The sequence below is a fragment of the Lactobacillus kefiranofaciens genome, assembly GCF_900103655.1.
Taxonomy (GTDB): Bacteria; Bacillota; Bacilli; order Lactobacillales; family Lactobacillaceae; genus Lactobacillus; species Lactobacillus kefiranofaciens.
Window position 1 is genome coordinate 114740 of sequence record NZ_FMXC01000002.1, and the last position, 12656, is coordinate 127395.

Sequence of the window (12656 nt, forward strand, 5' to 3'; positions counted from 1 at the left end):
CTCACTTTCATGGATAATTCTTAATACGTATTAAGTTGTGATTATTTGAATTAAACTAATTCAAGAATAACCATTGGAGCAGCATCACCCTTACGAGCAATAGCTAACTTCAAAATTCTGGTGTAACCACCATTACGGTCTTTGTAACGAGGTGCTACATCGCTGAACAATTTTTGTAATGCTGACTTAACAACAACAGTATCTTTTTCTTCGTGAATATCTGCTACTTCGTCACGCACAAATGCTGCAGCCTTTCTTCTTGAAGCTAAATCGCCGCGCTTGCCTAAAGTGATCATCTTTTCAGCAGTCTTACGAACTTCTTTAGCACGAGTTTCAGTAGTCACAATGCGTTCTTTCATGATTAATTGAGTAGTCATTTCTCTAAGCATTGCTTTTCTGTGAGCACTATCGCGACCTAATTTACGGTATGCCATGGATTTGCCTCCTTTATTTGCCTACTTAGTCTTCTTGACGAAGTGAAAGACCTAAGTCGGTTAATTTATTCTTAACTTCTTCCAATGATTTACGTCCTAAGTTACGTACACGCATCATATCTGATTCTGACTTATCAGTTAACTCTTGTAGAGTGTTAATGCCGGCACGTTTAAGGCAGTTATATGAACGAACAGAAAGATCAAGCTCTTCAATTGTCATTTCAAGCTTCTTTTCTTTCTTATCGTCTTCCTTCTCCACCATTACTTCGCTGAATTTAGTATTTGCATCAGCTGATTCAAACACTTTAAAGTGTTCAACTAAAATTTTAGCAGCAAAACTAAGGGCGTCATTAGGCTTGATTGAACCGTCAGTCCAAATCTCAAAAGTGAGCTTGTCAAAATCATCTCTCTTACCAACACGAGTAGACTCAACTTGGTAGTTAACCTTCTTAATTGGTGAGAATAGAGAATCAACAGGAATAACTCCAATTGGCATGTCATCACTCTTATTGTCACTTGCAGTTACATAGCCTCTACCATTCTTTACGGCAAGTTCCATATGCAAGTGTCCACCTTTAGCAATGGTACAAATGTATTGATCCGGATTCAAGACTTGAACGTCTGCATCAACTTTAAGATCATCAGCAGTTACTGTGGCAGGACCTTCAACGTCTAATTCAATAACCTTTTGTTCATCTGAGAGAGACTTTAATTCAAGTTTCTTTAAATTCAGAATAATCTTAGTTACATCTTCTCTGACGCCAGGAACTGTTGAGAACTCGTGTAAAACGCCATCAATTTGCACATAAACAAGTCCAGTACCTGGAATAGAAGTAAGTAATACTCTTCTCAAAGAATTACCTAAAGTAGTACCAAAGCCTCGCTCAAGTGGTTCAACAACAAACTTACCGTAAGAATCTTCTTGTTCAACAACGGTAATATTTGGTTTTTCAAATTCAATCATTACTGGGCCCCTTTCAAAACGTAACGTCCTATATCAAGGACAATATTAAACACGACGACGTTTTGGTGGTCTGGAACCATTGTGGGGAACTGGCGTAACGTCACGAATTGCAGTAATTTCAAGACCAGTTGCTTGAAGTGATCTAATAGCAGATTCACGACCAGCACCAGGCCCTTTAACAGAAACTTCTACATGCTTCATACCTTGGTCCATTGCACTCTTAGCCGCTGCCTCAGCTGCCATTTGAGCTGCAAATGGAGTAGACTTACGACTACCCTTAAAGCCCAATGCACCAGCTGAAGACCAAGCAACTGCATTACCTTGAACGTCAGTAATCATGACTAAAGTATTATTAAACGTTGAGTGAATGTGAGCCACACCGCTTTCAACATGCTTCTTCACACGACGCTTACGTGCTGTTTTCTTTGCAGGCATCAATAAACCTCCTTATAAATAAAATTAACGGTTTCTCTTAGTACCCTTGCGAGTACGCGCATTATTCTTGGTATTTTGACCACGAACTGGAAGTCCACGGCGGTGACGAATACCACGATAAGAACCAATATCAACTAAGCGCTTAATGTTCATGCTTACTTCACGACGTAAGTCACCTTCAACACGGTACTTGTCAACTTCAGCACGAAGTTTTTCTTGATCTTCAGGAGTTAAATCCTTTGAGCGAACATCTTCTGATACACCAGAATCTGCGCAGATCTTCTTAGCAGTTGCATCACCAATACCGTAAATGTATGTTAATGCAACAACAATTCTCTTGTCTCTTGGTAAGTCAACACCAGCAATACGAGCCATAACCTACACCTCCTCTTATTCTACTATTAACCTTGACGTTGCTTGTGCTTAGGATTTGCAGAGCAAATCACCATAACACGGCCATGTCTTTTAATAACTTTACAATGTTCACACATTGGTTTAACAGATGGTCTAACCTTCATGTTTCCCTCCGTTATATTACTTTATAAACCGATACGTAATTCTACCTTTAGTCAAATCATATGGAGACAATTCAACAGTTACACGATCTCCAGGCAAAATACGAATGTAGTGCATCCTAATCTTGCCGGAAACATGAGCTAAAATAGTAGCTCCATTTTTCAATTCGACTTTAAACATAGCATTAGGTAAGGTATCTACTACCTTACCCTTTACTTCAATGACATCATCTTTTGCCAAAGTTGTTCCTCCGCAATTAAACAGTCATACTTTGAAATTATAACACGGATAAAAAATTATACAAATTTTTCTTTACTGATTATTACTCAATACCGCATCAATATCTTCAAAGACTTTTTCTGGAGCTTGTTCACCATTAATTACAGTAAGCAAACCTTTCTTTTGATAAAAGTCTTTCAAAGGTGTATTCATCTTTTCATTAACTTCAAGACGATTCTTAACTACTTCTGGCTTATCATCTTCACGTTGGTAAAACTCGTGACTACCACAACGATCACAAGTACCTTCAACTTTAGGTTTCTTAGAAATCTTGTTGTAAGTTGCGCCACATTTTTTACACATATAACGAGCTGATAAACGCTTGATCAAAGTATCTTCATCAACTTCAAGCGCAATGACATTTGTTAAAGGCTTCTTTAAACGCTTAGTAATTCCTTCCAAGAGTTCTGCTTGCACGGTAGTTCTTGGAAAACCATCTAAGATAAAACCTTCTTTAATATCAGGTTGACTTAAACGTTCTTCAACCAATTTAGCAGTAACTTCGTCAGGTACTAAATTACCTTTATCAATGTAGCTTTTAGCTTCAAGACCAACTTTAGTCTTATTAGCCATTGCTTCCCTAAACATATCTCCAGTTGAAATATGAGTTAAGTGATATTTATCGACGATTCTCTCTGATGCTGTACCTTTACCAGCACCCGGTAAACCTAAAAGAATTAAGTTAATCATTTATCCGTTCCTATCTGATGAATCCAACATATTCTCTTTTCATTAACAAGCCGTTAATCTGACGAGATAACTCAAGAACAACCCCAATTACAATTAAAAGGCTTGTTCCGCCTAAACCAATGGAACTTGGAAGATTCCAAAAGTTAGTGGCCAATTGAGGTAATAAAGCAACTAAACCTAAGAATATTGAACCTACCGTTGATAATTTAATCAACATTTTGGAAACATAATCCTGTGTATCTTTGCCCGGCCAAACGCTAGGAATATAAGCACCCTGTTTTTGTAAGTTTTCTGCTAGCTTCTCAGGGTTAACCTGTACGAAAGCATAGAAGAAAGTAAATAAGATAATTAAAAGAGTGTAGATAATAACACCAGGAGTAGTTTGTAAGCTAAAAATTTGGTTCATTACCTTAAACCATTGCTGATCGCCTTGGGTTCTTTGAAAGGCCATTAAAATTGTTGCCGGTGTAACAATAAAAGAACTGGCAAAAATAACTGGAATAACTCCAGATACATTAACCTTTAATGGTAGAAAACTTTCAGAACCACTAATCGTCGCTCTTCTAGTATATTGAATTGGAATACGACGATCAGCTTGTTCAACCCACGTAACCAATTGGGTTACGATTAAGATTGCAACTATAACCGCGATGAAGAACAAAATACCTTGCCAACGATCACTGGCACTATTATTAATAATTTCCTCTTTGTAGATTTGATATAAACCACTAGGTAATCTAGCAATAATCCCGGCAAAAATAATTACTGAAACACCATTACCTAATCCTTTATCAGTAATTTCATCACCCAACCATGTTAACAACATAGTCCCGGCAGTCATGATAATAGCAATTTCTACATAGGTTTGTGGTGTTTGATTCTTAACCAAACCCATTTGAGTCAAAGCGTTGAAACCTAATGTAATACCAATACTTTGGACAAAGGCAACAACTAAAGTCAAATACCTTGTCACTTGATTAGTTTTACGTCGTCCAACTTCACCCTGTTTTCCCCATTCAACTAATGTTGGTACAATATCCATCTGTAACAGCTGAATAACAATTTGTGCCGTAATATACGGGGAAACACCTAGAGAAAATATTGAATAGTTATCTAATCCACCACCAGATACAGTATCCAGCATTGGAACTAAACCAGTTTGAGCAACCTGTGTGATCGCCTTCACATTAATACCAGGAACGGTAATATTAGCGCCGATCCGGTATAGCAAAAGAATAAAGAGCGTGAAATAAATTTTATTTCTAATTTCTTTATCCTTAAAGGCGTTCTTCAAGGTCGAAAACATTAGATCACCTCAACAGTTCCGCCAGCGGCTTCAACTGCTTTCTTAGCAGCTGCGGAAACTTTATTAACTTTTACAGTTAACTTAACCTTTAATTCACCGTTGCCAAGTAACTTAACACCTGATAATTCTTTCTTTACCAAGCCATTTCCCTTAAGAGTTGCAACAGTTACTTCACTGCCGTCTTCGAACTTATTTAAGTCATCTAAATTTACGATTGCGTATTCTTTACGGTTTATATTCTTAAAACCACGTTTTGGCATAGTTCTGAATAATGGCATTTGACCACCTTCAAAACCTAAACGGGTATGACCGCCTTGACGAGCTAATTGACCCTTTTGACCACGGCCAGAAGTCTTACCGTAACCACTTGAAGTACCACGACCAACACGTTTTCTAGCGCGACGTGAGCCTTCAGCAGAATGTAATTCATGAAGCTTCATTAATTTGGCACCTCCTTGATATCTTATTTAGTAATCTCTTCAACAGAGATTAAGTGAGCAATTTTCAATAATGCACCACGAGTAGCAGCGTTGTCTGGAAGAACAACAGTACTATCTACTCTACCCAAACCAAGAGCTTTAACAATTTTTCTTTGTTCAGGTAGACGGTGAGCAGCACTTCTAATTAAAGTAATCTTTAAATCAGTCATCTATGATCTCCCTAATCTAAGCTCTTTCAGGTTGACGAAGTTTTTCAACTTCTTCGCTAGTTCTAAGCTTCTTCAAACCATCAATAGTTGCACGAACAACATTGATTGGAGTATTAGAACCAAGTGATTTTGAAGTTACGTCTGAAATACCAGCCATATCCATAACGATACGTACGGCACCACCAGCAGCAACACCAGAACCAGCTTCGGCAGGCTTCAATAAAATATTACCTGAACCGTAGTGACCAATAACTTCATGAGGAATAGTAGTACCAACTTTAGGCACGTTGATCATTTTCTTCTTACCGTCTTCTACAGCCTTACGGATTGCTTCTGGGACTTCTTGAGCTTTACCAGTACCAAAACCTACACGGCCTTTCTTGTCGCCAACAACAACAAGAGCAGCAAATCTCATGCGACGGCCACCTTTAACAACCTTGGTAATACGGTTGATAGCGACTAATTGATCTTCGATATCGTCTTTATTTCTGCGATTATTACGAGAATCATTGCGGTTTGCCATGTGTTAATCTCCTTTCCTAGAATTCTAATCCGTTTTCACGAGCAGCATCAGCTAATGCTTGAATACGGCCGTGGTATAAATAACCACTTCTATCAAATAATACAACAGTAGAAATGTTCTTAGCCTTTGCAGCTTCAGCAATAGCCTTACCTACAGCAGTAGCTTGTTCTACCTTAGTTGCATCTTCTGATATATTTTCATCCAAACTTGAGGCGCTTGCAAGCGTAACACCCGCTACGTCATCAATTAATTGAGCGTAGATGTTTTCATTTGAACGAAAAATGCTTAAGCGTGGGCGCTCAGCAGTACCAGAAATCTTGCCACGAATACGTCTGTGGCGCTTTAAGCGTAACTTGTTTTTATCTGGTTTAGAAATCACAATTTCACCTCAAAAATAACTAACTATTACTTACCAGTCTTACCTTCCTTACGACGTACGTATTCATCAACATAACGAATACCTTTACCTTTATAAGGTTCAGGTGAACGTACGGCGCGGATTTCAGCTGCAAATTGACCAACATCTTGTTTTGAAACACCTGCAACTTCAACATCAGTTGCAGATGTAGTCTTTACAGAAACACCTTCTGGTACGGTCAATACAACTGGATGAGAATATCCAACGTTCAAAGTAATCTTGTTGCCTTGTGCTTGTGCACGATAACCAACACCAATTAACTTCAAATCTTTCTTGTAGCCATCAACTACGCCTTCGATCATTGAAGCCAAATTAGCTCTTTCAGTTCCGTGAAGTGCTTTATCATTTTCACTTGAACGTGAGAAGTTAATCTTGCCATCTTTTTGTTCAAAAGTAATCTTTGGATCGAAGTATCTAGTTAATTCACCCTTAGGGCCCTTAACAGTAATGTTGTTGCCTTCCTTGGTAACAGTAACACTGTCAGGGACTTCAATAGTCTTTAAACCGATTCGGCTCATTGATTGTTCTCCTTTCTGTCAGTATTACCAAATGTAGGCAATTACTTCGCCGCCAACGTTCTTTTGTCTTGCTTCTTTGTCAGTAATAACACCGGAAGAAGTAGAAACGATGGCAATACCTAAACCATTGAGAACTTTAGGTAAGTCTTCAGCGCTTACGTAATTTCTAAGACCTGGCTTAGAAATACGCTTCAAACCTGAAATGACACGTTCTCTATTTGGACCATATTTCAAGAATACCTTGATAACGCCTTGCTTGTTGTCATCTGCAACTTCGTAATCACGGATGAAACCTTCACGCTTCAAAATTTCCGAAATAGACTTTTTAATGTTTGATGCAGGAATTTCAACTGAATCGTGTTTTGCCATGTTGGCATTTCTGATTCTAGTCAAGTAATCTGCGATTGGATCTGTCATGACCATTTAAGCTATCCTCCTAACCGTATCCTAATCCTACCAACTAGCCTTTTTAAGACCAGGGATTTGACCCTTGTGTGCTAATTCTTTTAAGCAAATACGGCATAAACCGAATTTACGGTATACAGAGTGTGGACGACCACATCTCTCACAACGCGTATATTCGCGTGAAGAGAACTTAGCAGGACGACGATTTCTGATTTTTTGTGATGTTTTAGCCATTAATGTCCTCCACTATCTTGCAAACGGCATACCAAATTGACTTAAAAGCTCACGAGCTTCTTCATCAGAATTGGCAGTAGTTACGATAACAATGTCTAACCCTCTAGTACGGTTAACCTTATCAAAATCGATTTCTGGGAAAATCAATTGTTCCTTAACACCTAAAGTGTAATTACCACGTCCATCAAATGAACGAGTGGATACACCACGGAAGTCACGAACACGTGGAAGTGAAACATTGATTAATTTGTACAAGAATTCATACATTCTATCACCTCTAAGTGTTACCTTAGCACCGATAGACATACCTTCACGTAAACGGAAGTTAGCAATTGACTTCTTAGCCTTGGTGATTAATGGCTTTTGACCAGAAATCAAAGTTAATTCCTCAACAGCTTCATCCAAGTTCTTGGCATTAGAAACAGCGTCACCAACACCCATGTTTAAAACAATCTTGTCGATCTTAGGAATTTGCATAGATGAAGTATAATTAAACTTGTCTGCCAATGCAGGAACTACTTTTTCTTTGTATTCTTTAGCTAAATAACTTGCCATGTGTGTCCTCCCTCCTACTTATCTTCTTTTTTACTAATAACCTTAACGTTTGATGCATGAATTGAACCTTCTGATTCAACTACACCACCATTAGCGTTAGTTTGTGAAGGCTTTTGGTGCTTCTTGATCTTGTTAACGCCCTTAACAACTACGCGGTTCTTTTTAACGTTAACAGAAAGAACAGTACCTTCTTTACCTTTATCTTTTCCGGCAATAACTTTTACTTTGTCACCAATTTTAACGAACATCAGTGCACCTCACTATCAATTATAAGACTTCAGGAGCAAGAGAGACGATCTTCATAAAGTCTTGCTCACGTAACTCACGTGCAACTGGCCCAAAGATACGAGTACCACGTGGGCTCTTATCTGCATTGATAATTACGCCAGCATTTTCGTCGAACTTGATGTATGAACCATCTTCACGACGTGCACCTGATTTTGTTCTAACAATTACAGCTTTTACAACGTCGCCCTTTTTGACAACGCCACCTGGTGTTGCTTGCTTAACAGTACATACCACGATGTCACCAATGTTACCAGTTTTACGCTTAGATCCACCTAAAACTCTAATAACTAAAAGTTCTCTGGCACCAGAGTTATCAGCAACTTTTAAACGGGATTCGTTTTGAATCACTGTGTAATCCTCCCCTCACTAAATCCGCAAATTAAACAGATTTCTTAACAATCTTTACTAAACGGAAGCGTTTCTTACGAGATAATGGACGGGTTTCCATGATACGTACAGTATCGCCAACTTTAGCTTCGTTATTTTCGTCTTGTGCGTAGTACTTCTTTGAGTATCTAAAACGCTTGTTGTAAACAGGGTGGTTCTTGTAAGTATCAACAACAACTACAATAGTCTTGTCCATTTTATCAGAAACCACACGACCTTGATATACGTGACGACGATTTCTTTCGTTTGTTTCGCTCAAGTTAATAGCTCCCTTCCACTAATTGTTTTCTAACGCTTTTTCGCTCAGAATAGTCTTAATTCTGGCGATATTCTTGCGGACTTTGCTCAAACGAGCGGTATTTTCTAATTGACCCGTTGCTTGTTGGAAACGCAAATTAAAGAGTTCTTCTTTGTATTGCTTTTCTTTTTCTAACATTTCATCAGTGGTTAATGCTCTGATATCTTTAGCCTTCATTAGATTCGCCACCTACTTCCGAACTTTTAGTTACAAACTTAGTCTTGATTGGCAACTTAGTTGAAGCAAGTCTTAAAGCTTCACGAGCAACTTCTTCAGAAACGCCACCAATTTCAAATAAAATCTTTTCTCTCTTTACTACAGCTACCCAACCTGCAGGTGCACCTTTACCAGAACCCATACGTACACCTACACCTTTAGCAGTGTATGACTTTTGAGGGAAAATTCTAATCCAAACTTTACCGCCACGCTTCATGTAACGTGTCATAGCAACACGGGCTGCTTCAATTTGACGGTTAGTGATCCAGTGTGATTCAAGGGCTTCAAGACCGTATTCACCAAAGGCGATATACTTACCACCTTTAGCAGCACCACGCATCTTACCACGGAATTCACGACGGTGTTTTACTCGCTTTGGTACTAAAGGCATTATCTATTTCCTCCCTTCGCTGGCTTTGAAGCTGGCTTATTCTTACGAGTTGGTAAGATTTCGCCACGATTGATCCAAACTTGAACACCAATTTCACCATAAGTAGTGAAAGCATTTACCCAAGCGTAATCAATATCAGCTCTCAAAGTTTGTAATGGAACACGACCTTCTGTGTGCCATTCTCTTCTTGCCATGTCGGCACCGTTCAAACGACCTGAGGTTTGAACCTTGATACCCTTGGCACCAGCACGCATAGATCTTTGGGTAGCTTGACGCATAGCACGTCTGAAAGCAATACGAGCTTCAAGTTGACGAGCAATACCGTCTGCTACTAATTCAGCATCAAGATCTGGTTTCTTAATTTCAACAATATTAATGTGAACTTGCTTACCAGTTAAAGCGTTTAATTGTTTTCTTAAAGCTTCAACTTCAGAACCACCTTTACCAATTACCATACCTGGCTTAGCAGTATGAATTGAAATGTTAATTCTGTTAGCTGCACGTTCAATTTCAACAGTGGATACTGAAGATTCCTTCAATTTTTCTGAGATAAACTTTCTGATACGAAGGTCTTCGTTTAAAGTTTCTTTGTATCCTTTGTCAGCATACCATTTTGATTTCCAATCACGGATGACACCGAGACGAAAACCGTTTGGGTTAATCTTTTGACCCATTAATATACCTCCCTTAATCGTTCTTTTCTGAAACTACTACAACTACGTGACTGGTTCTCTTGTTAATTGGAGAAGCCATACCCTTAGCACGGGGACGGAATCTCTTTAAAGTTGCACCTTCGTTTACGTACGCTTCTGATACGTAAAGGTTAGCACTTTCAAGATCGTAGTTGTGTTCTGCGTTAGCAATAGCTGAACGTAAAACCTTTTCAACGATTGGGGAAGCAGCTCTAGGCGTAAATTCTAAGATTGCTAATGCTTCAGCAACGCTCTTGCCACGAATTAAGTCAACGACTAAACGAGCTTTTCTTGGAGCGATGCGAACAGTTCTTGATTCAGCCTTAGCTGAACTAATTTGTTCTGCCATTTAGATGTTTCTCCTTCCTCTAAGCTTGTGTTGTGGTGGCTTTATCTTCAGTGGATCTGTGTCCATGGAAAGTTCTCGTTGGAACAAATTCACCTAATTTATGACCAACCATGTCTTCAGTAATATATACTGGAACGTGTTTTCTACCATCGTAAACAGCTATAGTCAAACCAACAAAGGAAGGGAAAATAGTTGAACGACGTGACCAAGTCTTAATGACTTGCTTCTTATCTGCATCTGCTTGTGCATCAACCTTCTTTAATAATGATGCATCAGCAAAAGGACCTTTTTTAATACTACGGCTCATTAATTAACCCTCCTTCTATTACTTGCTACCCTTACGGTGACGAATGATTAACTTCTCGCTGGCCTTCTTGGTATTTCTAGTCTTAATACCACGTGCCTTCTTACCCCATGGAGTCATAGGTTGTGGACGACCAACTGGAGCCTTACCTTCACCACCACCATGTGGGTGATCGTTAGGGTTCATTACAGAACCACGTGATTGTGGACGCTTGCCCAACCAACGCTTACGACCAGCTTTACCTAATTGGATCAATGAATGTTGTTCATTACCAACAATACCAATAGTAGCACGACAAGTTGACAAAATCTTGCGAACTTCGCCACTTTGCAATCTTACTAAAGTGTAGTTACCATCATTACCCAAAATTTGAGCTGAAGCACCAGCACTTCTAACAAGTTGACCACCTTTGCCAGGTCTTAATTCAATGTTGTGAATTGAAGTACCTGCTGGGATGTTCTTTAACTCTAAAGCATTACCTGGCTTGATGTCTGCCATATCGCCTGATTCAACGATATCGCCAACCTTTAAGCCCTTAGGAGCTAAGATATATGCTTTAATACCATCAGTGTAGTGAAGCAAAGCAATGTTAGCAGTTCTGTTTGGATCATATTCGATAGCCTTTACAACTGCTTTAGCATTATCCTTGTTACGCTTAAAGTCGATGATACGGTATTTTTGTTTGTGACCACCACCACGGTGTCTTACAGTGATATGACCATATGAGTTACGACCTGCAGTGTGTGATTGTGATTCAAGCAAAGTCTTTTCAGGCTTAGTCTTGGTAATCTCAGCAAAGTCGGAAGAAGTCATATGACGACGACCATTCGTGGTTGGCTTGTAAATCTTAATAGCCAATTGACTGACCTCCTATTACTTGTTGTCTTCTTTATCTTCGTCTTGGAAAATCTTGATGTCGTTTGAATCGTTAGTTAAAGTAACGATAGCCTTTCTACGACGAGCAGTCTTACCGGTGTACCGGCCAACTCGTTTGTCCTTGCCGCGAACGTTCATAATGTTAACGCTCTTAACTTTAACATCGAAGATTTCTTCAACAGCGTTGCGAACTTGTGTCTTGGTTGCAGTTAAAAGCACGTCGAATGTGTACTTCTTATCATCCATTAAGTTCGTGGACTTTTCATTAATGACAGGTCTTAAAATGATATCGCGTGCGTTCATTAAGCCAAAACCTCCTCAATCTTCTTAACAGCCTCTTGAGTTAAGATTAACTTGTCGTAGTTAACAGCATCTTCAACATTCAAGCCATTAACTGGAACAGCCTTAACCTTAGCCAAGTTTCTTGCAGAAAGTTGTACATTGTTGTCATCTGAAACAACTAATACTTTACCATCTACATTTAAGCTACTTAACATTGATACTAAATCCTTGGTCTTAGAAGCTGACATAGTCAACTTATCTAAAACGATCAAGTCATTGTCAATCAACTTTTGGGAAAGAACTGACTTAATAGCCAAACGACGTTGCTTTCTTGGCATTGTGTATGCATATGAACGAGGAGTTGGGCCAAATACTGTACCACCACCACGCCATTGTGGAGCTCTGATAGAGCCTTGACGAGCACGACCAGTACCCTTTTGTCTCCAAGGCTTCTTACCACCGCCGCGAACAGCAGATCTATTCTTTACCTTTGAGGTACCTTGACGCTTACCGGCTCTTTGTCTAATGATTGCTTCAAAAACGACACTTTCGTTAGGTTCAATACCAAAAACTTTATCGTTCAAAGTAACTTCACCAGAGTCTTTACCGTTTTGATCCATAACTTTTAAATTAGCCATTCTAGTCCT

27 protein-coding genes are annotated in these 12656 nt (G+C 39.1%); all 27 read right to left on the minus strand.

Features of this window, described 5'->3' with window-relative positions:
- Nucleotides 1-50: 50 nt before the first annotated feature.
- The gene (gene rplQ, locus BLP58_RS01775) at nt 51-434 is read right to left on the minus strand and encodes a 50S ribosomal protein L17 (RefSeq protein ID WP_013853518.1); all 384 of its coding nucleotides are present in this window, start codon (nt 432-434) and stop codon (nt 51-53) included.
- 25 nt (nt 435-459) lie between these two features.
- A complete protein-coding gene (locus BLP58_RS01780) occupies nt 460-1398 on the minus strand; it encodes a DNA-directed RNA polymerase subunit alpha (RefSeq protein ID WP_013853517.1) in 939 nt (312 codons plus the stop codon).
- 45 nt (nt 1399-1443) lie between these two features.
- On the minus strand, nt 1444-1833 hold the full coding sequence (gene rpsK, locus BLP58_RS01785) for a 30S ribosomal protein S11 (protein WP_003625817.1): 390 nt from the start codon (nt 1831-1833) through the stop codon (nt 1444-1446).
- 24 nt (nt 1834-1857) lie between these two features.
- On the minus strand, nt 1858-2208 hold the full coding sequence (rpsM, locus tag BLP58_RS01790; protein WP_013853516.1) for a 30S ribosomal protein S13: 351 nt from the start codon (nt 2206-2208) through the stop codon (nt 1858-1860).
- Between the two features lie 26 nt (nt 2209-2234).
- Entirely contained in the window at nt 2235-2351 is a 117-nt protein-coding gene (gene rpmJ / locus BLP58_RS01795; RefSeq protein ID WP_005721621.1) for a 50S ribosomal protein L36, read from the minus strand.
- Nucleotides 2352-2367: 16 nt separating this feature from the next.
- On the minus strand, nt 2368-2589 hold the full coding sequence (infA, locus tag BLP58_RS01800) for a translation initiation factor IF-1 (protein ID WP_013853515.1): 222 nt from the start codon (nt 2587-2589) through the stop codon (nt 2368-2370).
- A 72-nt stretch (nt 2590-2661) separates the two neighbouring features.
- Nucleotides 2662-3318, minus strand: coding sequence for an adenylate kinase (locus BLP58_RS01805; RefSeq protein WP_013853514.1), 657 nt, complete (start codon nt 3316-3318; stop codon nt 2662-2664).
- A 10-nt stretch (nt 3319-3328) separates the two neighbouring features.
- Nucleotides 3329-4624, minus strand: coding sequence for a preprotein translocase subunit SecY (secY, locus tag BLP58_RS01810; RefSeq protein WP_013853513.1), 1296 nt, complete (start codon nt 4622-4624; stop codon nt 3329-3331).
- Complete coding sequence (gene rplO, locus BLP58_RS01815) at nt 4624-5064, minus strand: 50S ribosomal protein L15 (protein WP_013853512.1); 441 nt, start codon at nt 5062-5064, stop codon at nt 4624-4626. The genes secY and rplO overlap by 1 nt, the downstream gene beginning before the upstream one ends.
- Nucleotides 5065-5087: 23 nt before the next feature.
- Nucleotides 5088-5273, minus strand: coding sequence for a 50S ribosomal protein L30 (gene rpmD / locus BLP58_RS01820; RefSeq protein WP_013853511.1), 186 nt, complete (start codon nt 5271-5273; stop codon nt 5088-5090).
- A gap of 16 nt (nt 5274-5289) precedes the next feature.
- Nucleotides 5290-5796 (minus strand): 30S ribosomal protein S5, encoded by a 507-nt coding sequence (gene rpsE, locus BLP58_RS01825; RefSeq protein ID WP_013853510.1) that lies wholly within the window; start codon nt 5794-5796, stop codon nt 5290-5292.
- A 16-nt stretch (nt 5797-5812) separates the two neighbouring features.
- Nucleotides 5813-6175 (minus strand): 50S ribosomal protein L18, encoded by a 363-nt coding sequence (rplR, locus tag BLP58_RS01830; RefSeq protein WP_013853509.1) that lies wholly within the window; start codon nt 6173-6175, stop codon nt 5813-5815.
- Between the two features lie 26 nt (nt 6176-6201).
- The gene (gene rplF, locus BLP58_RS01835) at nt 6202-6732 is read right to left on the minus strand and encodes a 50S ribosomal protein L6 (RefSeq protein WP_013853508.1); all 531 of its coding nucleotides are present in this window, start codon (nt 6730-6732) and stop codon (nt 6202-6204) included.
- A 24-nt stretch (nt 6733-6756) separates the two neighbouring features.
- A complete protein-coding gene (gene rpsH, locus BLP58_RS01840; RefSeq protein ID WP_013853507.1) occupies nt 6757-7155 on the minus strand; it encodes a 30S ribosomal protein S8 in 399 nt (132 codons plus the stop codon).
- Nucleotides 7156-7185: 30 nt separating this feature from the next.
- Entirely contained in the window at nt 7186-7371 is a 186-nt protein-coding gene (locus BLP58_RS01845) for a type Z 30S ribosomal protein S14 (RefSeq protein ID WP_003549037.1), read from the minus strand.
- A gap of 12 nt (nt 7372-7383) precedes the next feature.
- Nucleotides 7384-7926, minus strand: coding sequence for a 50S ribosomal protein L5 (rplE, locus tag BLP58_RS01850; protein ID WP_013853506.1), 543 nt, complete (start codon nt 7924-7926; stop codon nt 7384-7386).
- 14 nt (nt 7927-7940) lie between these two features.
- Nucleotides 7941-8174 carry a 50S ribosomal protein L24 gene (gene rplX, locus BLP58_RS01855; RefSeq protein WP_013853505.1) on the minus strand — a complete coding sequence of 78 codons (234 nt, stop codon included), beginning with the start codon at nt 8172-8174 and terminating at the stop codon, nt 7941-7943.
- A gap of 19 nt (nt 8175-8193) precedes the next feature.
- Nucleotides 8194-8562 carry a 50S ribosomal protein L14 gene (gene rplN / locus BLP58_RS01860; RefSeq protein ID WP_013853504.1) on the minus strand — a complete coding sequence of 123 codons (369 nt, stop codon included), beginning with the start codon at nt 8560-8562 and terminating at the stop codon, nt 8194-8196.
- 31 nt (nt 8563-8593) lie between these two features.
- Nucleotides 8594-8860: a 30S ribosomal protein S17 gene (gene rpsQ / locus BLP58_RS01865; protein ID WP_013853503.1), complete on the minus strand. Its 267-nt coding sequence runs from the start codon at nt 8858-8860 to the stop codon at nt 8594-8596.
- 18 nt (nt 8861-8878) lie between these two features.
- Nucleotides 8879-9076 carry a 50S ribosomal protein L29 gene (rpmC, locus tag BLP58_RS01870; RefSeq protein WP_003549032.1) on the minus strand — a complete coding sequence of 66 codons (198 nt, stop codon included), beginning with the start codon at nt 9074-9076 and terminating at the stop codon, nt 8879-8881.
- Nucleotides 9066-9506: a 50S ribosomal protein L16 gene (gene rplP / locus BLP58_RS01875; RefSeq protein WP_013853502.1), complete on the minus strand. Its 441-nt coding sequence runs from the start codon at nt 9504-9506 to the stop codon at nt 9066-9068. The genes rpmC and rplP overlap by 11 nt, the downstream gene beginning before the upstream one ends.
- Nucleotides 9506-10180, minus strand: coding sequence for a 30S ribosomal protein S3 (gene rpsC, locus BLP58_RS01880; protein ID WP_013853501.1), 675 nt, complete (start codon nt 10178-10180; stop codon nt 9506-9508). The genes rplP and rpsC overlap by 1 nt, the downstream gene beginning before the upstream one ends.
- Nucleotides 10181-10193: 13 nt before the next feature.
- Nucleotides 10194-10547 (minus strand): 50S ribosomal protein L22, encoded by a 354-nt coding sequence (gene rplV, locus BLP58_RS01885; RefSeq protein ID WP_013853500.1) that lies wholly within the window; start codon nt 10545-10547, stop codon nt 10194-10196.
- 19 nt (nt 10548-10566) lie between these two features.
- Nucleotides 10567-10854: a 30S ribosomal protein S19 gene (rpsS, locus tag BLP58_RS01890; protein WP_013855340.1), complete on the minus strand. Its 288-nt coding sequence runs from the start codon at nt 10852-10854 to the stop codon at nt 10567-10569.
- Nucleotides 10855-10872: 18 nt separating this feature from the next.
- Entirely contained in the window at nt 10873-11709 is an 837-nt protein-coding gene (gene rplB, locus BLP58_RS01895; RefSeq protein ID WP_013855339.1) for a 50S ribosomal protein L2, read from the minus strand.
- A gap of 15 nt (nt 11710-11724) precedes the next feature.
- Nucleotides 11725-12030, minus strand: a complete 306-nt coding sequence (gene rplW / locus BLP58_RS01900) for a 50S ribosomal protein L23 (RefSeq protein WP_013855338.1) — start codon at nt 12028-12030, stop codon at nt 11725-11727.
- Entirely contained in the window at nt 12030-12647 is a 618-nt protein-coding gene (gene rplD, locus BLP58_RS01905) for a 50S ribosomal protein L4 (protein WP_013855337.1), read from the minus strand. The genes rplW and rplD overlap by 1 nt, the downstream gene beginning before the upstream one ends.
- Nucleotides 12648-12656 lie beyond the last annotated feature (9 nt).